We start from the raw sequence: 22,247 nt of genomic DNA, 5'->3' as shown, positions 1-22,247 counted from the left end.
TGCATATCGGAGGCCTGAATTCAGGCTAACCTATGCATTCACGACAGGAGTATAGGCCTGCACTTCCTGATTGTGCAGTGCGGCAAAAACCGAGGCCCGTCTGATGTCATCCCAGATTGCGATTACCGCGGCGGAAACGCCCGCGGCCAACGGGCATGGGGAAGCGCACTGCACCGCCGGCTTCAAGGCGCTGATGCTGGGCTGCATCGGCGTGGTCTATGGCGACATCGGCACCAGCCCGCTCTACGCGCTGCGCGAGGCCATCGTGGCGGCGAGCGGCAGCACAAGCAGCGCCGATCCTCAGGCGGTCCTCGGCGTTCTCTCGCTGATCCTGTGGGCGCTGGTCGTCGTGGTGACGCTGAAATACGTCGTCATCCTGCTGCGTGCGGACAACAACGGCGAAGGCGGAACGCTGGCGCTGATGGCGCTGGCGCAGCGCGGCGTCAGCAACAGCAAGGGCGCCGCCGCGATCGTGCTGCTCGGGATCATCAGCGGCGCGTTGTTTTACGGCGATGCCGTCATCACGCCGGCGCTGTCGGTGCTGTCGGCGATCGAAGGCATCAAGCTCGTCACTTCGACATTCGACCACTATGTCGTGCCGCTCACGGTGATCATTCTGATCGTGCTGTTCGCGGTTCAGTCGCGCGGCACCGCGCGGGTCGCCACGTTCTTCGGGCCGGTGATGTGCGTCTGGTTCGCGGTCATTGCCGTTGCCGCTCTGCCGCAGATCATGCGCCATCCCGAAGTGCTGCTGGCGCTCAACCCGCTCCATGCGGTTTCCTTCATGACCCATCATGGCGTGATCGGCTTCGTGACGCTTGGCGCGGTGTTTCTCGCCGTTACCGGCGCGGAAGCGCTCTACGCCGATCTCGGCCATTTCGGCAAACGGCCGATCCAGACCGCCTGGTTCTCCATCGTGCTGCCGTCGCTGGCGCTGAATTATCTGGGGCAGGGCGCGCTCCTGATCGGCGATCCCAAGACCATCGAAAACCCGTTCTTCCTGATGTTCCCGGATTGGGCGCTGATCCCGATGGTGGCGCTTGCTACGCTCGCGACCGTGATCGCGAGCCAGGCCGTCATCACCGGCGCCTATTCGCTGACGCGCACCGCGATCCAGCTCGGCCTGATGCCGCGGTTTGAAATCCGCCATACCTCGGAGTCGCATTCCGGCCAGATCTACATTCCGCGCATCAATCTGCTGCTGTTCATTTCGGTGATTCTGCTGGTGCTGCTGTTCCGCTCCTCCAGCGCTCTGGCCTCGGCCTACGGGATTTCCGTGACCGGGACCATGGTGGTCACGGCGATGATGGGCTTTGTCGTGGTCTGGCGGGTCTGGAAATGGTCGGCGGTGGCGGCCGCTGCGCTGATCGCGCCGTTCCTGTTCCTCGATCTCACCTTCCTTGCGGCCAATCTGCTGAAGGTGTTCGAGGGCGGTTGGGTGCCGCTGGCGCTGGGCGGCATCGTGATGCTGCTGATGTATACGTGGCGGCGCGGCAGCCGGCTGTTGTTCGAGAAATCGCGCAAGCTGGAATTCCCGCTGGTCGAACTGGCGGCGATGCTGGAAAAACGGCCGCCGCAGCGGGTCCCCGGTACGGCGGTGTTCCTGACCAGCGACCCCGAAAGCGCACCGACGGCGCTGATGCACAGCCTGAAGCATTACAAGGTGCTGCACGAAAAGAACGTCATTCTCACCATCGAAACCGCGCCGACGCCGCGGATCGATGATTCCGAACGGATCCGGATGGAGCAACTGAGCGAGACCTTCTCCAAGATGACGCTGCGGTTCGGCTTCATGGAATCGCCCAATGTGCCGAGAACGCTGGCGCTCGCCCGCAAGCTCGGCTGGCAGTTCGACATCATGGCGACGTCGTTCTTCCTGTCCCGCCGCGCGCTCAAGCCGGCTGCGCATTCGGGCATGCCGCGCTGGCAGGATCATTTGTTCATCGCGCTCAGCCGCAGCTCCAACGACGCCACCGATTATTTCCAGATCCCGACCGGGCGCGTGGTCGAGGTGGGAACGCAGGTGACGATCTAGGACGTGAACTCATATATCGAGATTGGCGGACGTCCGCTTTGTGCGCGATACGGACTTAACTTGGACATCGCACCAGGCCCGAAAAGTGCCAAACTCGGACGTCGCATCGCTATTGCAGAGAGCTTCTATGGGGCATCAACGCAGAAAAGTGTTTGCTCTCGTGTCAAGCGGCTAGAAAGAAATGTTCCACATCGCGACGCCTACTTCGCTCAACCGCCCATCGGCATCGAATTCCAAGTCTACGATCCACTGTTTGTGTCCAAGGACGTTGGGCGTCGTCGTTTGACAATCGACAAAGTCTTTTCTGGTCCGACCGCTGTTCGGCATATTCGTCGATCCACGAGCCTCCGGAAAGCGTTGCCGCAGCCGGGTGTCTGTGATCGGCTCAGCGATAGTCTGGCAGCCGAGTCCCTCCCTGCGGAGCACTGCGATGGCTGCTTCTCTTTCTGTTCTTAATGGCACTACTTCCAATAGCGCCTCACGTGCTGCTGCGGAGTCGTTTGTGCTGCTCTTTTGCCGGGCGCGCATTTCGCCAAGTAGGCGCTTTTCTTGATAAAAGCTCTCAACTTGAGCACTCTTGAACCAAGTCCAGAGCGACAGTGATGCCACCAGTACGGCTATGACAGCCGTTACTACAAGGCAGACCAGCAGCGCGCCTCTAACGACTTTCCGCACAGAGCTACCCATTTTGCGACAGACCGCGAGAAGACTATTTGGCAATTCCTAACAGTTTTTTGCCGATAGTTCCGGCAGGGTAACGTCCGAGTTGGGTCAATCGCGTCGATTTTGGCATTTCCACCGTATGTCTGGGCACGGGTCCAATCCCGGAAATGCCGTCGGTTTCGCCGGCTCGCATTAGGCTGCATTTGGTTGCATGAGTCCGCGCGCTGGAAGAACATAGGTGTATTTCACGTCTCATTGTAGGATCGCTAGTCGACATGGGTGCAGTCGTTCACCGCTTGGCAACCCACGACGACGCGCCCCGTTTGTTCGAGGTACGGCGCCGATCGATCCTTGAACTGGCACCGCGGGGAATGTCGATCGCAAATGCCGAGGCGTGGGCGGCCCAGCTCAACCTCGCCGGCATGGAGCGGAAGCTTCGCGAACAGGAAATATGGATTGCGGAGGCAGAAGGTGTGGTGGCCGGGTGGGGCGGCATCCGCGGCGACACTCTCGAGTCGCTGTACACGGCCCCCGAATATGCCGGGCAGGGCGTCGGTGCCGCGTTACTCGACCGGCTCGAGGGACTGATGCGTGGACGGGGCTTTGAGACAGTTCGTGCGGAAGCCAGCCCAAATGCCATGGGGTTCTATCTGCGGCGGGGTTACAGGGTGACCGGTTCGCTAACCCCGGTCGGTGCCTGGCCCATTGCAAGGCAACTTTCGACCTGAAAAGACCGCCGCGAGAGAATAAATGGCGCCATGCGCGGTGACCGCGTGACCCCGTTTCGGTGGCCTATTAAACCGTTCGCAGCGCTTGATTTTCGCCGCGCCAGAGGCGACTTTGGCGCCCGGCTGGCGGGCGGGACCCCTCAAAGCAGGATGTCGGGAGGATATTACGTGGCGGACCATCAGGTGCACGATTTGACGCCGGAAGAAGTCGCAAAGGGGATGGCGGAGGGACGCTATCTGCTCGTCGACGTGCGCGAGCCGAATGAGGTCGCCGTGGAAGCCTATCCTGGCGGCGTGGTGGTTCCGCTGCAGTCGTTCGATCCGGCGGCCATTCCGGACCCCAAGGGCAAGCAGGTGGTTTTCGCCTGCCGTTCCGGCAAGCGCTCGGTGACGGCGTCGCTGGCGGCGCAGGCCGCGGGGCTTCCCTACGACAAGCATTTGGCGGGCGGCATCATTGGCTGGAAGGCTGCGGGATTGCAGACCAAGGCCGGCGGTTGATTTTTCCAGGGACTGCTTTGAAAAAATGACCTCCATGAACAAGGTCTTCGCCGACCTTCCCGTCACCGTCTTCGAGGCGATGTCGCAAGCCGCGCGCGACAACAACGCCATCAATCTCGGCCAGGGTTTTCCTGATGATCCCGGGCCTGAGGATATCAGGCGCGCCGCCGCCGACGCGTCGATCAACGGCTATAACCAATACCCGTCGATGATGGGCATTCCGGAACTGCGGCAGGCGATCGCGTCTCACTATGGACGCTGGCACGGCCTCTCGCTTGATCCGATGAGCGAAGTGATGGTGACGTCGGGCGGCACCGAGGCGTTGACGTCTTCCATTCTTGCCGTCGTCGAGCCCGGCGATGAGGTCGTCTGCTTCCAGCCGGTCTATGACAGCTACCTGCCCATCATCCGGCAGGCCGGCGGCATCCCGCGGCTGTTGCGCCTCGAGCCGCCGGACTGGCGGCTCAGCGAGGAGATGCTGCGCAGCGTCTTCAATCACAAGACCAAGGCGGTGTTGTTCAACAACCCGCTCAATCCGGCCGCCGTAGTCTATCCGCGCGAGGACCTCGAATTGCTGGCGCGGTTTTGCCAGGAGTTCGACACCATCGCGATCTGCGACGAGGTTTGGGAGCATGTCACCTTCGACGGCCGCGAGCATATCCCGCTGATCACGATCCCGGGCATGCGCGACCGCACCATCAAGGTCGGCAGCGCCGGCAAGATCTTTTCGCTGACGGGGTGGAAGATCGGCTTCGTCTGCGCCGCGCCACCGCTGCTGCGCGTGGCAGCGAAGGTGCACCAGTTTCTCACCTTCACGACCGCGCCCAATTTGCAGGCCGCCGTCGCCTACGGTCTCGACAAGCCGGCCGAGTATTTTTACGACATGCGCAAGGAGCTGGCGCGGAGCAGGGATCGCCTGACGAAGGGGCTCGAGAGCATCGGCTTTCCCGTCCTCAAATCACAAGGCACTTATTTCCTGACCGTCGACCTGTCGCCGCTCGGACTCAACGAGACCGACGTGCAGTTTTGCCATCGCATCGTGAACGACTACAAGGTCGCCGCGATCCCGGTGTCGGCCTTCTACGAACAGGATGCCGTGACGTCGGTTGTGCGTTTCTGTTTCTCCAAGAAGGACGCCACCCTGGACACGGCGCTGGAGCGTTTGTCGGACGCGGTGCATCGCCGGAAGAGGTAGACGAGATGCACGACCGGACCCGCAATGTTGTTGGTTTCATTGGCGCGGTTGCCGCGATCCTGTTGTTGTCGCCGGCGCGAGCCGAAGAGCGCACGGTCAATTTCTACAATTGGTCGAACTACATGGCGCCTGGCGTGCTGGAGGATTTCACCAAGGAAACCGGCATCAAGGTAACTTACGACACCTTCGACGCCAACGAGACGCTGGAGACACGGCTGCTCGCTGGAAAATCCGGTTACGACGTCGTCGTTCCCACCGGCTATTTCCTGCAGCGCCAGATCACGGCAAAGGTTTTCCTCAAGCTCGACAAGTCGAAACTGCCCAACCTCGCCAACGCCTGGCCGGTGGTGACGAAGCAACTCGCGACCTACGATCCCGGCAATAATTACGGCGCCAATTTCATGTGGGGCACCACCGGGATCGGCTACAACGTCAAAACGGCGCAGAAGATTTTGGGCGCTGACGCCAAAATCGACAGCTGGGATATCGTCTTCAAGCCGGAGAACCTCGCAAAATTCAAGGATTGCGGCATCCACATGCTGGATTCCGCCGACGACATTCTGCCCGCGGCGCTGAGCTATCTCGGCATCGATCCGAACTCGACCAAGCAAGCCGATCTGGAAAAGGCCGCCGATCTCGTTACCAGGATCAGGCCCTATGTCCGCAAGTTTCACTCGTCGGAATATCTGGGCGCGCTGGCGTCAGGTGAAATCTGCTTCGTGGTCGGATGGTCGGGCGACATCATGCAGGCGCGCAGCCGGGCGGCGGAGGCCAGGAACGATGTCGAGATCGGCTACACCATCCCGAAGGAAGGCGCGCAGATGTTCTTCGACAATCTCGCGATCCCGGCCGACGCCAGGAACGTGACGGAAGCCTATCAGCTGATCGACTATCTCTACCGGCCGGAGGTCGCCGCCAAGAATTCGAATTTCCTGTCCTACGCCAACGGCAATCTGGCGAGCCAGAAGCTGGTCGATCCCAAAATCCTGGGCGACAAGAACATCTATCCGGATGAGGCGATCCAGAAAAAGCTGTTCGTGATCAACGCCCGCGATCCCGCGACCCAGCGCATCATCAACCGGCTTTGGACTCGGGTGAAGACCGGGAAGTAGGATCTATCGGCACGATCGCGCGGCGAAATATTCCAGGTCAGCAGTCACGAGAAAAGTCGGACCGTCACAACAGCTGATTAGACAGATATGTGAATCTGCCTGATAAGCGGCGATGTTCATTCGCATTTGCCGCTAAGTCGAAAATGCCTGGTCCGTTGGTCGTTCCTTCCCCCGGCGATCTCCAATTCATTGCTCGCCAAGTCTTAGAGACTCCTGTGCGATCCTCGCCCGTGCTGGACGCGCGGGTTGGGCGGATGATCCACGTCAAGGACGAGACCGTTCAACGTAGCGGATCGTTCAAGTTTCGTGGTGCCGTACTTGGGTTAAGAAACGCCGAGCGAGGTGTTGTTGCTGCCGGAGCAGGAAACTTTCCAATCGCGGTTGGTTTGGCGGCTCAGGTGCTCGACAAACCAGCCTGTCTGATGATGCCCAGCGACGCACCGGATTTCAAACGAGAACAGGCGCGGAAAACCGGAGCTGAGATAAAGATCGCCGAGCGGTCCGAGTTGACTGCACGTGCGCAGGCGGAAGCGCGAGGACGCGGTTGGCGTAACCTGCATGCCTTCGACGACATCGAGATGATTGCGGGAAGCTATACGCTTGGTTCTGAGGTGGCAGCTGCCATTGAGGCGAGGAGTACTGCTTCCGATGCGGTGGTCGTGGCCTGCGGCGGTGGCGGACTGGCTGCGGGTGTGGCGCTTGCCCTGCGGTCGCGATCTATTTCCGCTGCGATCTATGTTGTCGAGCCGGCCACCCACCGGCGATATGCCCGGGCACGCGAAGCGGGGATGCCGGTCCGGATCGAACCTTCAGGGGATACGATATGCGATGCGCTGCGCTCGCGTCAGATCGGGACGCGCGCATTCGAAATCCTGGAACGGTCGAACGTCCGGGTGTGCGCGGTCGACGACGAGCTTGTGCAGGGTGCAATGACGCTGCTCCACGAGACATGCGGCATTCGGGCGGAGCCGAGCGGAGCGTTGGCGATGGGAGCGGTCCTCGCAGGCGCCGTCGACAGCGAGCATTCGCGCGTGTGGGTCATTGCTTGCGGAGGAAACGTGTAGGTGCCGTCGGTAATGGACGGGATACACGCGCGTGGAAATACATGCCGTTGTCGGCAAGATTTTCCGGTGTGAAACTCCTTTCGCGGACAGGACACCAGCCGTTTCAGGCATTTCAGCTTGGCACAATGATTGCTGCCACCCTTGTCGCTGCGGAAGGGTGTATCGATGATTACGAGTATGGCTGGTGCCGGGAGTTATTTGCGTCCCGCGCAAACCTCATCGACGACGGTGTTGACGCGGGCCGACGCGTTACCCGTTCCCCAGCAGATGCAAGCACCACCGTAAGATCCCGGATGTTCGTGCGCTACTGTTGCCGGAACCCGAGGCAGATTCTATAGCTGCCGCCGGGAGCATCACATGACCAACATCCTCACGTTCTTTTCAACGCGCACGCTGCTGCAGATCATCCTTGTCCTGGGGGCGACCGTCGCGATGAAGGCGTGGAACCTCGGCTTGGTGTTCGGCGGCTAAGCCGGCCTGCAGCCCGGATGAGTGAAGAGATATCCGGGGACACCGCTGAGACCGGTCCTGGATATCGCGGAGCCTGTCATCGGGCGCGCATTCGCGCGACCCGTTGGCTCATATCCGGGCTACCAGAGAGGCGCTACCGCCACCTTCGGTGCAGCCACAGCCACTGGTCCGGATACTCGCGCACCCAGCCCTCGATGACAGAGGTCACGGCCTGCATCGTGCCGGCGATGTCGATCTGCCCCGATGCATCGCGCACTGGCTTGACCTCTTCGGAGAGTTCGGCGCGGAAGCGATGGTTGGGCAGGCGGATGATGCGCACGCCATGGATCGGGCATTCGACCTGGCGCACCAGGCGGGCCAGCGTCGGATTGGCCTTGGTCTTGCGGCCGAAGAAGGTGACGTCGACGCCGTTGGTCAAATACTGATCGACCAGCATCGCGACGTGCTGGTTGTTCTGCAGCGCTTCGGCGAGCTTGAGCGGCGCCTCACGGCCGGCCGGGATCAACGTGCCCATTTTGACGGCGCGGATCCGCTCGATCGCGCGATCGGCCGATTCGCTGTTGGGCCGCCGGAACAGGATCGCGCAATCGAGCCCGTGCGCGACGGCGCCGAGCGCCGGTATCTCCCAATTGCCGAGATGGCTCGCGAAGATGATGGCGGGCTTGCCGTCGTCCCTGAGCTGATCGAAGATCTGCTTGGTCCGCGCGCCGAACTCGACCCGGCTCGGCTTGTCCGGACGATCGACGTCGTAATCCCAGATGTGATCGAGATGGGCAAATTCGGCGCCGATGCGGCCGAGATTGTCCCAGACGCCGGCCAGGATCTTCTCGATCTCTTCCGGTGATTTTTCCGGGAAGGCAGCCGTGAGGTTCTCGCGGCCGATCCGGTCCTCACGCAGCCTGCGGCCGATGAAGCGCGTGACGCGGCCGAAGAAATTGGCAGTCTTGTCCGGATCGAAATAGCGCGTGGTGCGCAGCAGGGCGATCGTCAGCGCGCCCACGGCGGCTTCCGTGGCCGGCTTGGCGGCGTCGCGCAGGCGCGCCTTGGTGCGTAGGAGCAGGCGGTTCATGGGGACTACGATAGCGTTTTCAAGCGAAGTGGATCCCGGTTCGCGTCAAGAAAACGCGTCAAAACAAGAGGCCACGCGGCTGCTAGGCCGGTTCACGCGTCAGGATCAGCGAGGCATTCTGCCCGCCGAATCCGAAAGAGTTGGACATCACGGCGGTGACGCGGGCGTCGCGCGCTTGGTTGGCGACCACGTCGAACAAAATGGCCGGATCCGGAACCTCGTAGTTGATGGTCGGCGGAATCCGCTGATGCTCGAGCGTCAGCAGCGAGAACACGGCCTCGACCGCGCCGGCGGCTGAAATCGTGTGCCCGACCATCGACTTGTTCGACGACACCGGGATCTTCGGCAGATGATCGCCGAACACGACGGCGGTGGTGTTGTACTCCATCTTGTCGTTTTCCGGCGTCGCGGTGCCATGCGCGTTGATATGGTCGATCTGCTCCGGCTCGAGGCCGGCATCCGCCAGCGTCTTGCGCATGCAGCCGATGATCGGCTTGCCATCCGGGCTGGAGCGGGTGCGGTGGAAGGAGTCGGTCAGTTCGCCGCAGCCGGCGACGACGCCCAATATCCTTGCGCCCCGCGCCATTGCGGACTCATAGCTTTCCAGCACCATCGCGCCGGCGCCTTCCGCCATGACGAAACCGTCGCGGTTCTTCGAGAATGGTTTTGAAGCTGCTTGCGGCGGATCGTTCTGCGTCGAGAGCGCCGACAGCAGCGAGAACCGTACCAGGGCTTCCGGATTGACCGAGCCGTCGGTCGCCACGCACAGGGCGGCATCGGCGTCGCCGCGGCGGATCGCTTCAACGCCGAGCTGGATCGCGGTCGCGCCGGATGCGCATGCGGTGGAGAGCGAGATCGGCGAGCCCTTGGTGCCGTACGTCTCGGCCAGATGGCTTGCCACCGAGCCGAACATGAAACGGTGATGGAACGCCGAGAACCGGCCGCCGCCGCTGACGCGCAGCATGTCCTCATAACCGAAATCGGTCTTTCCGATCGCGCGTCCGAGTTCCAGCCGCTGCGGCCACTCGACCTCGACGGGCGCCACCGCCAGGAACAGCGGCCCGGGGAAGTCGGCCTTGCCGCCGATGGCGGCTTGTTCGAGCGCTTCCTCGGTCGCCAGTTTAGCCAGCTGCTCGGTCAGTCCCGTCGAGGAGACGGGATCGACACTGACGAAGTCGACGGTGCCCGCCATCGTCGACTTCAGGCCGTCGATCGGAAAGCGCGTCACGGTGCGAATGCCGGATTCGCCCGCGGTCAGCCTGGTCCAGTTGTCCTTCTTGCCGGCGCCAAGCGACGTCACGACGCCCATGCCGGTGACGACGACGATCGGCCTGCCGAATTTATCGCGTGGTGCTGACATGTTTCCCCCGTCGATGCTGCGCCGCAACTGAAAGCGCTCGCGCGCTCATTTCATGGTCTCGGCGTGATCCCGCCTGAACAGCTGTCTTGTTCCGGATCACGCGCTACTTGATGGCCTCGACCAGCGCCATGCCTTCGCCCTGCCAGTGACCGGCCCCGAGCACCACAATCTGGTCCGGCACACCAGGCTTTTCAACCTCGAGCCCGGTCGGATCGTTGGGCGGAAACAGCGCGCCGCGCGACAGCGACAGTGCCGCCAGCGCCAGTCCCAGCGGAAACTGGGTTTCCAGCGTGTGGCCGAACATCGTCCCGGTCGCGCGCACGGCAAAGCCGGGATGCTGGCGCAGGAATTCCTTTTCTTCCGACGTCACCGGTCCGACGCCGGTCGCGCCGGTAATCAGGTTGCCGGTATCGCCGGTGATGCCGAGCTTCGGCCACAACGCTTCCAGCGATTTCGTCACCGCGCCGGGTTGCTTGCGCTGGGCGAGGTCGGCGACCACCTTGGTTAGCCGGGCGTAGGGCTTGGCGCCGCGGGCTTCGGCGTGCTCGCGGGATTCCATCACCAGGAAGCAGCCGGCGGAACCAAGCGCGAAACCGCCTTTATCGTCGCGCTGCCACACCGGGGCGTATTTCTCGGTCAGATTGAAATCGCCGAATTCATAGAGGATGAGCAGATCGGGGCGCTCGCCATTATGCGCGGCGCCGACCAGTGCGATCTCGCTCTGCCCGGATTCGATCCGCGCCAGCGCGATCCGCGCCGCATCGATGGAGGCTGCTTCCTCGCCCATGAAGGTGCGCGAGGTTCCGGACACGCCATGGACGATGGCGATGTTGCCGGCGAGCAGGTTGGAGAGCTGGGCCAGAAACAGCGTCGGCCGCAAATCATTCATCAGCCGTTCGTTGAGGAAGGCCGGACTCGAATTACCCTTGGCGTCGGCGTTCATGATCGCGAGGTCGACGGCAATGTCGCGCTCGCCGCCGCCGGCGGCCACGATCATGTCCATCCGTCCCAGGATTTCCTGGTTGCCTTTGACGCCGGCGGAATCCAGCGCCAGCCCGGCGGCATAGGTGCCGATGCGCTGCCAGGCTTCCATCTGGCGCTGGTCGCCCTTTTTCGGGATCTGGGCGTCGAAGCTGACCGGGGCGAGGGGATGGACGATGTAAGGCGCGAAGCGCTTGTCGTCGACATTGATGCGCTTCTGGTTGAGCGCATCCCAATGCGCGTCCAGTCCCTCACCGAGCGAGGACACGATGCCGATGCCGGTGATCCAGACTTCCTTGGCACCCGGTGCCGTGGGTTCAGTCATGCTTCAGCACCTGCATGGGGAACCCGATCTCCTTAGCCTTCGCGTCCATGAACACGCGAAAAGTCGGGTCGGGGAATGGGGCAAGGCCGAAGGTTATTTCAGCGCTGCACTTCAGTTCCTTGCCGATGCGGCCCTTCGCCTTGGTGACCGCAAAGCCGGAACCTTCGTGCTCGACCTTGGCTTCGATCGTCAGTAACTGACCGGGACTGACGAACCCCCGCATCTTGGCTTCCTTGACGATGGCCAGGAACGGCATGCGCTCGAACTTCAACACGCCGAGCAAAAGCCAGCCCGAACTCTGCGCCATCGCTTCGGTCAGCAGGACACCGGGCATGATTGGGAAGCCGGGGAAATGGCCCTCGAAAATGGTGTGCTTTTCCGGAACCTGGGCTTCGACCACAATCGTCCGTTCGCCGAGATTGAGGTCGACGATCCGATCGATCAGCTGGAAATAATCAAGATCCATGGTGGGCGATTACGCGCCCGTGCCCGCGTTCTTGGCTGCGACCAGTTCGTCGATACGATCGGCGAGGTTCTTCAGCACGAAGTACTGTTCGGTCGTGGCCTTGCCGTCGTTGACCTCCTGGGTCCATTTTTCGAGCGGCATCTTGATCCCGAACGCCTTGTCGATGGCAAAGGCGATGTCGAGAAAGTCCAGGCTGTCGATGCCCAGATCGTCGATGGCGTGACTCTCCGGCTTGATCGTGTCGCGCGGAATGTCGCAAGTCTCGGCGATAATGTTGGCGATCTGATCGAATGTAGAGGACATCATTAAGCCTTTGATATATTGGAGATAAATCCGGGACGGCTTGGAGGAGGCGGGCGCGGCGTTTTTCCCCCGGCCGGAGTCGAGAGCCCGTATATCGGAGCGCAGCCCTGAGTTCAATGGAGGTTGGCAACCCCTGTGGGGACCGATTTATCGGCGAAAATGGCCGTTTAGGCCAGCATTCTAGGTGTGCGGCATCGCGGAAATCCGGGCGCAGTCCCGGCGTCCCATCAGCACGCAATCCTGGGTCTTGCGCAGATCGGCAATGCTGATCGCAAGCCATATCCCGATTACCGTCAGCGCCATCGTGAAGGCCAGGGCCGCAATGTTGGCCAGCATGCGATGACGGAAGTCGTCCGGCTCGTCACGGGACCGTTCGTAGCGGGACAGATCGTTTGCCGCCGGTTGGCCATTGGTCGGGGCGGGCGGCTGGGCATTGGCCGCGGCAGGCTCTTCCCGCCGGCTGGGGGGATGGGCCGAGGTGCGCGGCCGGAATTTGACCACGACGTGCTCGTCATCCCTTTGTATGGGCAGCTGGGGCTTCACTGCAGTCGGTCCGCAAAGGTTGTGGTGCTGTTTAGCATGCCGGCCGTGCTTCCAACATAAAATGTTGGTGCGCATCCACGCAGGCCGATCCCCGCAGAGTCTCATGGAACCTGCGTTTCACGACAGGGGCCTATTTCGGCAGCCGCCCCATCATGTAGAACTCGTCGTTCGGCCGCATCGCGGTGACGTTGGCCAGCCGGTTCGACAGCGCAAAGAACGCGGAAATCGCCGTCATGTCCCAGATGTCGTCGTCGGAGAATCCGTGGCCGGCGACTTCGGCAAAATCCTGTTCGGAAACCGTGTTCGCCTCCTGGCTCACCTTCATGGCGAAGTCGAGCATGGCGTGCTGGCGCGGCGTGATGTCGGCCTTGCGGTAGTTGACGGCGATCTGGTCGGCGATCTGCGGGTTCTTTGCCCGGATGCGCAGGATCGCGCCGTGAGCGATCACGCAGTAATGGCACTGGTTGGCGCTGGACGTCGCCACCACGATCATTTCGCGCTCGGCCTTGGTCAGGCCGCTGTCCTTTTCCATCAGCGCATCGTGATAGGCAAAGAACGCGCGGAATTCGTCGGGACGGTAGGCCAACGTCAGAAAGACGTTGGGAACGAAGCCCGATTTCTCCTGCACCGCCAGGATACGGGTGCGGATATCCTCCGGCAGCTTGTCGAGGGAGGGCGTCGGAAATCGCTTTGCAACAGGCTGCGTCATGGAATGGTTCCGGCTTTGGCCGCGCGATGCGGCGCTCGTGCCGGAACCATATCGCGTTTTTGAATGATGTGGATACCGGTTCGCGCCGGGAAAATGGGCGGGAACGCGAGACCCGCCGAAGCTGTCAGCGCAGCGGCTTCTTCAACAGCGAGAAGCGGTCGGGATCCAGGCCCAGCGACGGCTGCAGCATCGGCGCTTCGACAGAACGCGGTTCCAGCGTTCGTGCGGCGGGCCGTTCGTTGATCATGGGATCGTTGGGAACGTCGCGATGCGAGGTGGCGCCGCGCCAGCGGTCCAGCACGGCGCTGACGAAATGCATGTCGTGACCGGCGGCGACCGACGGCGCGGTCGCGATGGTGGCCTCGCTGCGCGGCAATTGATGGATAGGCACTTCCTTGAAGCGCAGCCGCGTCGGCAGTGCCACGCCTTCGCCGAACGCCAGCACTTCGCGGGTGCCGAGCGAGGGCACGAACGACAACAAATTGGCGGCGGCGTCCGAGACGGCCGAGCGCAGCAAGGCCTGATCGCGGTCGTTGGCAAGGCGCATCGCAAACAGTGTGTTGCACTGGGAGATGATGGTGGCGTCGAGTTCGGCCGGACGCTGCGTGACCAGGCCGAGATAGACGCCGTATTTGCGGCCCTCCTTGGCGATACGCGAGACCGCCTTGCGGGTCGGGCCGAAGCCGATATTGCGGTCGGCGGCGGCGTAACGATGCGCCTCTTCGCAGACGAACAGCAGCGGCGAGACGCCGTCGCTCCAGAGGCCGAAATCGAACGCCATGCGGCACAGCACCGACACCACGGAATCGACGACTTCGGCGGGGAAGCCGGCGAGCTGCATGATGGTCATCGGCCGGCCATTGGCGGGCAGGCGGAACAGATGGCTGATGACTTCCGCCATGGTGTCGCCGCCGACATTGGCGTTGTCGAACATGAACGCGTAGCGCGGGTCGTTGCGCACGGTTTCGACGCGCGAAATCAGCTTGTGATAGATGATGCGCGACGAGCGATTTTCCAGCTTGCCCATCCGCTCGTCGATCAGCGAAATCAGGTCGACCAGGCGATAGGGCACCGGCGTATCGACGGTGTAGCCGATCGCCTTGGGATCGATCCGTTTCAAGCCGACGCGGTCGGCGTTCTGGTATTGGGTGTAGATGCCCTTCGCCATCGGAATGACTTCGGCAAGAATATCGAGCTCTTCGGGCACGCCGGGGCGGCCGGCGAACAGGACGTCGACGATCTCTTCGAAATTGAACAGCCAGAACGGCAGTTTCAGGTTCCGCGGGTTGAGCACCAGCGCCCGGTCACCGAAGCAGCGGCCGTATTCGTTGTGGACGTCGAGCAGGAATATCCGCAGGTTCGGCCGCGATTTGAGGATTTCGTTGAGCAGCAGCGAGACGCCGGTCGACTTACCGACGCCGGTGGAGCCGAGCACCGCGAAATGCTTGGAGAGCATTTCCTCGACGTCGACATAGGCGATGACCGAACGGTCCTGTTGCAGCGTGCCGACATTGATCTGGTCCGAACCGGTCGGCGCATAGACCGTGCGCAATTCCTGATTGGTGATCAGCTCGACGGCATCGCCGATGGTCGGATAGTTGGTGACGCCGCGCTGGAATTTCGGGCGATCGCCGCCGAGGATTTCGCCGAGCAGGTCGACGCCCGCGCTGGCAATGTAATTATCGGAGCTCGGCAGGTCCTCGCAGGTTACGTCGGTGATCATGGCGACGATGGTGGAGGTTGCGCAGCGGATGCTGATGAAGCGGCCGACAGTGGCGCGTACTTCCGAGGTAGCCATCTGGCTTACCGCGAGAAGTCCGACCCGGGCGAGGGAGCCGCGCACCGAAATCACACGTCCGAAGGATGTCACGATGTTGAACCTGGCATGTCATGAGATTGGTCTGGCCGCATTATGGGCGGCCGGGACTAGCAAAACGGTTAAACCGCCGCCGTTCCAGATTGGCTAAATCTGTTGCATCCCGCTCAGGCTTCGTTTTGCAGCAGGCGCCTGCCACGGCCACGACACGCCAGTTGTGCAGGAAAATCAGCGCTTTTCTGCATTTGCGCGCGCGCGTGCGATCGGCTCTGGATTAATCATTCATTTACCACATCGGGGGAGAGGCCGGATTTGATCGGGGGCTGGCAACGTCCGGTACCGGACTCGAGATCAAGTGTCAGTCCGTGTATCGCGGTAACCGATTGCTAACCGCAAGTTGTAACCCGCCTTCCATTTGTCGTGCGTAACGATGTCACGCTGGGACGGACCAGGTGACTTTCGATAGCGGCCATTACATGCCGGGCGATTCTGCGAATCCTGTAGAGAAGACCGGGACGGTGAGGCGCCTGGCGCTTTGTGCTGTCCTGATCGCGGTGGCGATTTCGGCCGGCGTGGCGACATCGGCGTGGGAGCTTCGCGAACGCGTACTGCTTGCCCTCGTCGTGATCCTCGCACTCGTCGTCGCTCTGCTGCTGAGGCGTCATCGATTGTCCGACCAGCGGCTCGCGGCCGAACGGCGCCAGCTCACAATTGCCGTAAACAATATCCCGCAAGGTCTTGTTCTCTATGATGCATCGGCGCGCATCGTCATTTGTAATCAGCCCTATATCGATATGTTTGGCCTGTCGCCGGATGTAGCGAAGCCCGGCTGCACGATGCATCGCTTGATCGAACACCGCAAAGAAACCGGCTCCTTTGACGGCGATGTCGACGCGTTCTGCAATGCCATCATCCGCACCGTGTCGCTCGGCAAAGCCACGAGGCAACTCACGGAAGCGCCCGGCGGCAGGGCGATCGAGATCGTCAACCGGCCGCTGAATGCGGGTGGCTGGGTGGCCACGATCGAGGACATCACCGAGCGCACCCGCGCTGACGAGAAAATCGCCCACCTGGCGCATTATGACGGGCTGACCGACCTGCCCAACCGGCTCCTGTTTCGCGAGCGACTGGAACAGGCGCTGAAGACGGTCCGACCGGGCGAACAGCTGGCGGTATTCTATATCGACATCGACGAATTCAAGAGCGTCAACGATGCCCTTGGCCATGCGATCGGCGATGAGTTGCTCAAAGGCGTAGGCGAAAGGCTGCGCTTGTGTCTGAAGGATACAGATGTGGCGGCGCGGCTGGGCGGTGACGAGTTTGCCGTGATTCAAACCGGTATCAAGAAACAGACGGAAACCACTCAACTTGTTGAAGGAATTTACGCGGCGATCAGGGCGCCGTTCGAGTGCGCGGGCCACCTGATCACAACAGATGCCAGCATCGGCATCGCGCTCGCCTCCGGCGATGGGCTCGATCTCGACCAGTTGCTCCGGAACGCGGACCTCGCGCTGTACGGCGCCAAAGGCGAAGGACGGCGGACCTACCGCTTCTTCGAGGCCGGCATGGACGCCCGCGCCAAGGCGCGACGAGTCCTGGAACTCGAATTGCGTCAGGCGATATCAGATGGCGGCCTCGAGGCCTATTATCAGCCTGTGCTCAATCTCGAGGACGGCAAGGTTTCCTCCTGCGAGGCGCTGCTGCGATGGCGCCACCCCGAACGCGGCATGATTTCGCCCGCGGAGTTCATTCCGGTCGCGGAAGAGACCGGCCTGATCAACGAACTCGGGCACTGGGTGCTCAATACGGCGTGCGCCGAGGCTGCCAGCTGGCCGGCGGAGGTCCGCGTCGCGGTCAACGTTTCACCGGTTCAGTTCCGGAGCCAGACGCTGGCGCTCAACGTGGCGGCGGCCCTTGCTGCCTCGGGCCTCGCCGCATCCAGGCTCGAGCTCGAGATCACCGAGGCGGTGCTGATCCGCGACGACGACGGCGCGCTTCAGATGCTGCATCAGTTGCGCAAGCTCGGGGTACGCATCGCGCTGGACGATTTCGGCACCGGGTATTCCTCGCTGAGCTATCTGCAGCGGTTTCCATTCGACAAGATCAAGATCGACCGCTCTTTCATCAGGGATCTGGCCGGCGCAGGCGCGTCGTCGTCGATCGTCCAGGCGGTAGTGAACATTGCGGCCGCGAGCGACATGACGACGACAGCGGAAGGCGTCGAGACCGAGCAGCAGCGAAACCTGCTGTACATTCTCGGCTGCACCGAGATACAGGGATTTCTGTTCAGCCCCGCGATACCAGCCGCGGACATTCGGCGGCTGTTGCTCTCGCACCGCGGCAAGCTGGTATCCGGGAATTTGACGCCGGCGGGTTTCGCGGAAGCGGCCGGTTAATTGGTGTTAGTCCTCATCGGAACCGCTTCGAAAAAATCTTGATCGATCTCCTTGCGCGCGCGGAACCCGCGGCCGCCAAGCGTTTCCGAAGGATACTCCCCGAACAGCGAGTGATAGTAGTGAGAGAAGCGTCCAAGCTCGATGAAGCCGTGCCGGATCGCCACCTGCGCGACGGTGACCGTCGCAGGATTGCTTTCCCTCAGAACGGAATGAATGGCGCAAAGCCGCTTGTGACGCAGGAACGATATCGGTCCCAAACCGAAAACGTCGTAGAATGCGCGATGCAGAGTCCGTCGTGACACGTTGAGGTGGGCGCAGATTTCGGAAACGTGCACGGGGCGAAGGCCGGCGGCTTCGAGATAGTCGTCGACTTTCCCGACCAGCTGCATCGCCGAGGGCAGAAGCCCTCTGGTGTCAGGCGGTAATGATTGCGCGATGGTTCCGGTGACGGCATCGATGATCGAGCGCTTCCAGAAATCGGCGACGGCATCGGACAAGGCGCTCTGTTGCCGTGCCAACCGGGAAATGATCAGTGGCAATCGGTGCGTCGCCGCAATCCCGATCGAAGGGTCCGCCTGATAGACGTTTTTGTTGAGCCATGCGGCGGGGTCGCTCAATCTTGGTTCACCCTTGAACAGCGACATGACCTCGGCAAGATCGAGACGGATCGCGGCATAGGATGAGGCGCCATGAAAAATTCCGTCATGCTCGGTGCTGGGCGGCATGATCAGGACATCCGCCGGACGCATATCGAAGGACCAGTGGGTGACCCGGTCTTCCGAATTCAGCAGCATCCCGACAACGAGCTTGTCATCGGTCGAGACGCGCTGGGTGCGAACGCCGACGGAAAACGAGCCGATGCTGAGCGAAAAATCTCCGATCCCGACATGGCTCAATGAGCCTCGAAACTTTCCGCGGCCGAGTTGCGTCACCTCGACATGCGATCCTCTGATCGCGTTGTGAAGGCCTTCGAAGCTGTCCAGACTGGAGGTGTTGACCGCAAGCTGCCCGCTCATGGTTCGGCATCCCGCTGCTAAAACTTTGCCTTGATTGGCTTCAGGGGCGCAGCTTGGCTGCTGCTGTCGATCGCGAGCGGGACGGCCACGGTGAAGAAACCCGCGGTGCCTTCCATGCGGTTCCGCACGTCAAACTCGCGATAGACCTTGATGCGTGTCGATACCGGCAGCTTTCCTATCTCGAACATATAGCCGATCGATCCGCCGAGCGCGACCACGCGCCCTTCGAACGCACCGAGGAGCGCGCCGGTGCCGCTGTCCGGCGTCAGTTGCTGATAGAAGTAGCCGACCAAGCCGATCGTGAATTCCTTGGTCAGATATTTGGTCGCGGCCCATTCGAGGTGGAATTCGTCGCCGGTCTTGTAGTCGGTGGCGGTGTTCGTCTTGTTGAACGTGAACCCTGCGGCTGCGGAGAGATCCCAGCCGATCGCGGGATCAAGCCACGTGATCGCACCGAACACGTCGATGGCAGGCCGGTTCAGGGATACGTTGGACAACTGGCCAGGCACATAGGTGCCGGATGGAATGACGCCTCCGACACCGAGCTGCCAGTGGAAATTGCCGGCGTGCCATCCGATGAACGAGTTCACGAAGAAATCGCTCACGTTGAGCTGTGCATCAGTGGCGTTGACGCCGATCGGCCCGAACCGCGGCGAGTTCACCAGGAGATTGGCGTTGACGCGCGGTTCGCCGAACGGCGTGGTGAGGGAGACGGCGAGGTCACCGCCGAGAATCTTCGCCGGCGTGACCCACATCGTGGTCGGCAGATTGATCCAGCTCTGTGCGGAGACATTTGCGACCAGCAGGCCGCCCAGCGGCAGCGTACGCCCGCCGCCGATCTTGCCGCTGTAGAAGTAAGTATCGTCGTTGAAGTAGAGGCCCGGCGGCGGCGTGATGCCGGCTCCAACGGAGCGCGAACCAAGAAGGTAGATGCCGGTCGCGGCCTCGGCGGCTTCCGCGCGCTTCTCGAACGCGTGGAGCGTTGCCGCAGCGAGAAGTAACGAACACAAACCATAGCGCATCGACAACTCCCAAGGAAGCGATGCCCCATCCCCGACTCGATCTAGCCACAACTCCCGCGCGATCACAATGAATTTCAGTGATCCGCTGTGATCAGGTTTGCTCTGATGCACAGACGCTCAGCGCAGACTCGAGAGCCGGCGAGAATATTTGTCTAAAGTTTTGGACAGTACGAGATGCAGTTCGGTCAATGCGTTGATCGATTTGCGAAGTTGTCCATTAAGGCTGAAATCGAGCCGATGCAGATTGGCACAAACTGCACATCACAGAGCTTCGAGATTCGTTTAGCCTGCAAGTGCGCCAATGCTTCGTGTCTCGTAAGCCTTTGAAGAGGCTGAGGCTGTGCGCCAATGAGCCGCGCCAAAAATTGGGCGGAAAAAGGGAAGAGGGGCTGACTGATCTACGTCTGCCGCGCGCAACCCAAACGCGAGCGGCCGCAATAAGAAAAGGGTCCGCCTATGCGTTCAACGAGAACCCGCTTTGTCGATCTGGCCAACGCTCGCAACGAAATGCTCTACGCGCTGGCCTTCTCCGCCTTCGTTGTTCTGACGCCTTCGCCGGTAACGGCGACGGTCATCGTGCCCTCCGGTTCGCTGCAGCAGCAACTCAAGCAAGAACGCACGCAAGACAGTCTGGTGACTGAAGTCCACGCGCGAGCCGGAGGCTCTGTACGCCGGACCACCGTCGTCGGTCCGCGAGGCAACGCTGCCAGTCGGACCGTGGTGCGTGGGGGTGCGGTGGTGGGGCCGGGTGTCGCGCGCACCGGCCGCTGGGTCCGTCCGGCCAATTACTATTGGCGTCCGGGCGGCGCGATCGCGGCCGGTGCGGCGATCGGATTCGTCGCCGCTGCCTCCGCAGCAGCCTATGCCGGCTCACCGCCGGCGCCGGGTTACTGCTGGTACTACTCCGATCCGAGCAAGACGCAGGGCTTCTGGGACGTTTGCCCGTAACCGCGCACGTCAGGAGTCAGTGCCATGACGCTGCTGCAAACCGACGTCCGGCAGGGCGACAAGCCGTCGGAAGATGGCCGGACCGCCGACATGATCCGCATTCCCGGCGGCACATTCCGAATGGGCTCCGACAATCATTATCCCGAGGAAGCGCCGGTACATCGCGTGACGCTGGAGGGCTTCTGGATCGACCGCACGCCGGTGACCAACCGTCAGTTCAAGCGGTTTGTGATCGCAACCGGTCACAAGACCTTTGCCGAAATCCCGCCTGACCCAAAGCATTATCCCGGTGCTTTGCCGCACATGCTCTACGCGGGCTCGCTGGTGTTCGAGCGGCCGCACTCGACCTACGATCTGCGCGACTGGAGCCAGTGGTGGTCGTTTATGAAGGAGGCTGACTGGCGGCATCCCTACGGGCCCAAGAGCAACATCAATGTCCTGAACGATCATCCCGTCGTACATGTCGCCTATTCGGACGCGCTGCTCTATGCGCGATGGGTGGGCAAGGACCTGCCGACTGAAGCCGAGTGGGAATTCGCCGCACGTGGTGGTCTCGACGGCGTTGAGTTCGCATGGGGTAACGAATTTGTGCCCGATGGCGTGCATATGGCCAATACCTGGCAGGGTGAATTCCCGCTGCACAATCGCCATGAGGATGGCTACGACCGCACTTCGCCGGTGACGGCGTTTCCGCCGAACGGTTATGGCCTGCACGACATGATCGGCAATGTCTGGGAATGGACCTCGGACTGGTATTCGCCGAAACATGAGGCCGACGCGCCAAAGGCGTGCTGCATTCCCGAAAATCCGCGCGGCGGGCGCGAGGAGGGCAGCTACGACCCGCGTCAGCCGAACGTCAGAATGCCACGCAAGGTCATCAAGGGTGGTTCGCATCTGTGCGCACCGAATTATTGCCGCCGCTATCGCCCGGCGGCGCGGCATGCCGAGGCGATCGACACCTCGACCAGCCATCTTGGGTTCCGGTGTGTGGTGAGGGACGTCAAATGACATCAGCTCCGACATCGGCGTTTGCGCGTGCCCTGACCTGGCTCGCGGTCGCCGTGTCGGTCGTGCTGCTTGGCCTCGGGATCGCCTGGTACGGATGGTCGATCGAAATCCATCGCCGGTTCTGGGCGGACATCTTCGAACGCATCCACGGACCGATGACGTTCCGCTTCTATCTGCAGCCGGTGATGGCCGCGCTGGCGGCGTTGCCGGACGGCATCAGGGATGCGCGGCTCGGCCACAAATCATTCTTCTGGTCGGCGTGGTGGGACAACAACGCGTCAGCCGGGCGGCTGCGCGAGGGTGCCATTTCCACAGCGCGGGTCGTGCTGCTCGGGCTCAGCATGGACGTGATCTATCAATTCAAGGTGCTCGACCGCTTCTATCCCGCGGAAGCGTTGATGATGGCGATCCTGCTCGCCGTCATTCCCTACTTTATCTTTCGATGGATCGTCGAGCGCGCCGCCATCTGGTGGTTCGCGCGAAAGGGTACCGGCGCGTTGATGTAGTTAAGAGGCGTTC

Annotated in this window: 20 protein-coding genes and 1 pseudogene; 10 read left to right on the top strand and 11 right to left on the bottom strand. The window is 61.8% G+C overall.

The genetic code is table 11. The annotated features are described in order from the left end of the window. The first annotated feature begins 103 nt into the window (after window positions 1-103). Window positions 104-2,035, top strand: coding sequence for a potassium transporter Kup (locus JQ611_RS04155; RefSeq protein WP_212464597.1), 1,932 nt, complete (start codon window positions 104-106; stop codon window positions 2,033-2,035). A 171-nt stretch (window positions 2,036-2,206) separates the two neighbouring features. Here the strand turns inward: JQ611_RS04155 and JQ611_RS04150 are convergent, their stop codons facing one another. Next, complete coding sequence (locus JQ611_RS04150) at window positions 2,207-2,710, bottom strand: hypothetical protein (protein WP_212464596.1); 504 nt, start codon at window positions 2,708-2,710, stop codon at window positions 2,207-2,209. A gap of 263 nt (window positions 2,711-2,973) precedes the next feature. Between JQ611_RS04150 and JQ611_RS04145 the strand changes: the two genes are divergently transcribed. From JQ611_RS04145 to JQ611_RS04125, 5 genes are all read left to right on the top strand, one after another. Further along, complete coding sequence (locus tag JQ611_RS04145) at window positions 2,974-3,426, top strand: GNAT family N-acetyltransferase (RefSeq protein ID WP_212268903.1); 453 nt, start codon at window positions 2,974-2,976, stop codon at window positions 3,424-3,426. Between the two features lie 168 nt (window positions 3,427-3,594). After that, window positions 3,595-3,924, top strand: a complete 330-nt coding sequence (locus JQ611_RS04140; protein ID WP_312011860.1) for a rhodanese-like domain-containing protein — start codon at window positions 3,595-3,597, stop codon at window positions 3,922-3,924. 25 nt (window positions 3,925-3,949) lie between these two features. Then, window positions 3,950-5,119 carry an aminotransferase gene (locus tag JQ611_RS04135; RefSeq protein ID WP_192740427.1) on the top strand — a complete coding sequence of 390 codons (1,170 nt, stop codon included), beginning with the start codon at window positions 3,950-3,952 and terminating at the stop codon, window positions 5,117-5,119. A gap of 5 nt (window positions 5,120-5,124) precedes the next feature. Further along, window positions 5,125-6,231, top strand: coding sequence for a polyamine ABC transporter substrate-binding protein (locus JQ611_RS04130; RefSeq protein WP_212464595.1), 1,107 nt, complete (start codon window positions 5,125-5,127; stop codon window positions 6,229-6,231). A gap of 143 nt (window positions 6,232-6,374) precedes the next feature. After that, window positions 6,375-7,295, top strand: a complete 921-nt coding sequence (locus JQ611_RS04125; RefSeq protein ID WP_283816723.1) for a threonine/serine dehydratase — start codon at window positions 6,375-6,377, stop codon at window positions 7,293-7,295. A 604-nt stretch (window positions 7,296-7,899) separates the two neighbouring features. Here the strand turns inward: JQ611_RS04125 and JQ611_RS04120 are convergent. The 8 genes from JQ611_RS04120 to JQ611_RS04085 form a co-directional block, all read right to left on the bottom strand. Further along, window positions 7,900-8,835 (bottom strand): lipid A biosynthesis lauroyl acyltransferase, encoded by a 936-nt coding sequence (locus JQ611_RS04120; protein ID WP_212268899.1) that lies wholly within the window; start codon window positions 8,833-8,835, stop codon window positions 7,900-7,902. A gap of 82 nt (window positions 8,836-8,917) precedes the next feature. After that, window positions 8,918-10,195: a beta-ketoacyl-ACP synthase gene (locus tag JQ611_RS04115; protein ID WP_212268898.1), complete on the bottom strand. Its 1,278-nt coding sequence runs from the start codon at window positions 10,193-10,195 to the stop codon at window positions 8,918-8,920. 103 nt (window positions 10,196-10,298) lie between these two features. Then, the gene (locus JQ611_RS04110) at window positions 10,299-11,501 is read right to left on the bottom strand and encodes a beta-ketoacyl-ACP synthase (protein WP_212464593.1); all 1,203 of its coding nucleotides are present in this window, start codon (window positions 11,499-11,501) and stop codon (window positions 10,299-10,301) included. Then, window positions 11,494-11,967, bottom strand: a complete 474-nt coding sequence (locus tag JQ611_RS04105) for a 3-hydroxyacyl-ACP dehydratase FabZ family protein (protein ID WP_212464592.1) — start codon at window positions 11,965-11,967, stop codon at window positions 11,494-11,496. The genes JQ611_RS04110 and JQ611_RS04105 overlap by 8 nt, the downstream gene beginning before the upstream one ends. Before the next feature lie 9 nt (window positions 11,968-11,976). Beyond that, window positions 11,977-12,270 carry an acyl carrier protein gene (locus JQ611_RS04100; RefSeq protein ID WP_192740419.1) on the bottom strand — a complete coding sequence of 98 codons (294 nt, stop codon included), beginning with the start codon at window positions 12,268-12,270 and terminating at the stop codon, window positions 11,977-11,979. A 180-nt stretch (window positions 12,271-12,450) separates the two neighbouring features. Next, a complete protein-coding gene (locus JQ611_RS04095) occupies window positions 12,451-12,813 on the bottom strand; it encodes a hypothetical protein (RefSeq protein ID WP_212268917.1) in 363 nt (120 codons plus the stop codon). A 130-nt stretch (window positions 12,814-12,943) separates the two neighbouring features. Then, complete coding sequence (locus tag JQ611_RS04090) at window positions 12,944-13,522, bottom strand: peroxidase-related enzyme (RefSeq protein WP_212464591.1); 579 nt, start codon at window positions 13,520-13,522, stop codon at window positions 12,944-12,946. Window positions 13,523-13,646: 124 nt separating this feature from the next. Further along, window positions 13,647-15,392, bottom strand: coding sequence for an ATP-binding protein (locus JQ611_RS04085; RefSeq protein ID WP_212386076.1), 1,746 nt, complete (start codon window positions 15,390-15,392; stop codon window positions 13,647-13,649). A 461-nt stretch (window positions 15,393-15,853) separates the two neighbouring features. On the opposite strand from JQ611_RS04085, the pseudogene JQ611_RS04080 reads away from it, so the two are divergent. Further along, window positions 15,854-17,734, top strand: a pseudogene (locus JQ611_RS04080) (putative bifunctional diguanylate cyclase/phosphodiesterase); the annotation flags it as partial. Here the strand turns inward: JQ611_RS04080 and JQ611_RS04075 are convergent. Next, entirely contained in the window at window positions 17,731-18,750 is a 1,020-nt protein-coding gene (locus JQ611_RS04075; protein ID WP_212464590.1) for a helix-turn-helix domain-containing protein, read from the bottom strand. The pseudogene JQ611_RS04080 and the gene JQ611_RS04075 sit on opposite strands and share 4 nt — an antisense overlap. A 17-nt stretch (window positions 18,751-18,767) precedes the next feature. Continuing rightward, window positions 18,768-19,772 carry a transporter gene (locus tag JQ611_RS04070; protein ID WP_212386075.1) on the bottom strand — a complete coding sequence of 335 codons (1,005 nt, stop codon included), beginning with the start codon at window positions 19,770-19,772 and terminating at the stop codon, window positions 18,768-18,770. 456 nt (window positions 19,773-20,228) lie between these two features. Between JQ611_RS04070 and JQ611_RS41555 the strand changes: the two genes are divergently transcribed. The 3 genes from JQ611_RS41555 (at window position 20,229) to JQ611_RS04055 (ending at window position 22,234) form a co-directional block, all read left to right on the top strand. Further along, a complete protein-coding gene (locus tag JQ611_RS41555) occupies window positions 20,229-20,720 on the top strand; it encodes a hypothetical protein (protein ID WP_249132886.1) in 492 nt (163 codons plus the stop codon). Window positions 20,721-20,810: 90 nt separating this feature from the next. Beyond that, the gene (locus JQ611_RS04060; protein ID WP_212386202.1) at window positions 20,811-21,728 is read left to right on the top strand and encodes a formylglycine-generating enzyme family protein; all 918 of its coding nucleotides are present in this window, start codon (window positions 20,811-20,813) and stop codon (window positions 21,726-21,728) included. Further along, a complete protein-coding gene (locus tag JQ611_RS04055) occupies window positions 21,725-22,234 on the top strand; it encodes a hypothetical protein (RefSeq protein ID WP_212386074.1) in 510 nt (169 codons plus the stop codon). Before JQ611_RS04060 ends, JQ611_RS04055 begins: the two co-directional genes overlap by 4 nt. The last annotated feature ends 13 nt before the right edge of the window (window positions 22,235-22,247 follow it).

The organism is Bradyrhizobium sp. AUGA SZCCT0182 (assembly GCF_018130185.1).
Lineage (GTDB): Bacteria > Pseudomonadota > Alphaproteobacteria > Rhizobiales > Xanthobacteraceae > Bradyrhizobium.
The sequence above is the reverse complement of the archived record's forward strand: the minus strand, read 5'-3'. Positions and strand labels throughout refer to the sequence as shown.

Excerpts from the sequence above, each read along its gene's own strand:
- JQ611_RS04155 (WP_212464597.1), top strand. The coding sequence starts at position 104 with ATGTCATCCCAGATTGCGATTACCGCGGCGGAAACGCCCGCGGCCAAC.
- JQ611_RS04145 (WP_212268903.1), top strand. The coding sequence starts at position 2,974 with ATGGGTGCAGTCGTTCACCGCTTGGCAACCCACGACGACGCGCCCCGT.
- JQ611_RS04135 (WP_192740427.1), top strand. The coding sequence starts at position 3,950 with ATGACCTCCATGAACAAGGTCTTCGCCGACCTTCCCGTCACCGTCTTC.
- JQ611_RS04130 (WP_212464595.1), top strand. The coding sequence starts at position 5,125 with ATGCACGACCGGACCCGCAATGTTGTTGGTTTCATTGGCGCGGTTGCC.
- JQ611_RS04125 (WP_283816723.1), top strand. The coding sequence starts at position 6,375 with ATGCCTGGTCCGTTGGTCGTTCCTTCCCCCGGCGATCTCCAATTCATT.
- JQ611_RS04120 (WP_212268899.1), bottom strand. The coding sequence starts at position 8,835 with ATGAACCGCCTGCTCCTACGCACCAAGGCGCGCCTGCGCGACGCCGCC.
- JQ611_RS04115 (WP_212268898.1), bottom strand. The coding sequence starts at position 10,195 with ATGTCAGCACCACGCGATAAATTCGGCAGGCCGATCGTCGTCGTCACC.
- JQ611_RS04110 (WP_212464593.1), bottom strand. The coding sequence starts at position 11,501 with ATGACTGAACCCACGGCACCGGGTGCCAAGGAAGTCTGGATCACCGGC.
- JQ611_RS04105 (WP_212464592.1), bottom strand. The coding sequence starts at position 11,967 with ATGGATCTTGATTATTTCCAGCTGATCGATCGGATCGTCGACCTCAAT.
- JQ611_RS04100 (WP_192740419.1), bottom strand. The coding sequence starts at position 12,270 with ATGTCCTCTACATTCGATCAGATCGCCAACATTATCGCCGAGACTTGC.
- JQ611_RS04090 (WP_212464591.1), bottom strand. The coding sequence starts at position 13,522 with ATGACGCAGCCTGTTGCAAAGCGATTTCCGACGCCCTCCCTCGACAAG.
- JQ611_RS04075 (WP_212464590.1), bottom strand. The coding sequence starts at position 18,750 with ATGAGCGGGCAGCTTGCGGTCAACACCTCCAGTCTGGACAGCTTCGAA.
- JQ611_RS04070 (WP_212386075.1), bottom strand. The coding sequence starts at position 19,772 with ATGCGCTATGGTTTGTGTTCGTTACTTCTCGCTGCGGCAACGCTCCAC.
- JQ611_RS41555 (WP_249132886.1), top strand. The coding sequence starts at position 20,229 with ATGCGTTCAACGAGAACCCGCTTTGTCGATCTGGCCAACGCTCGCAAC.
- JQ611_RS04060 (WP_212386202.1), top strand. The coding sequence starts at position 20,811 with ATGATCCGCATTCCCGGCGGCACATTCCGAATGGGCTCCGACAATCAT.
- JQ611_RS04055 (WP_212386074.1), top strand. The coding sequence starts at position 21,725 with ATGACATCAGCTCCGACATCGGCGTTTGCGCGTGCCCTGACCTGGCTC.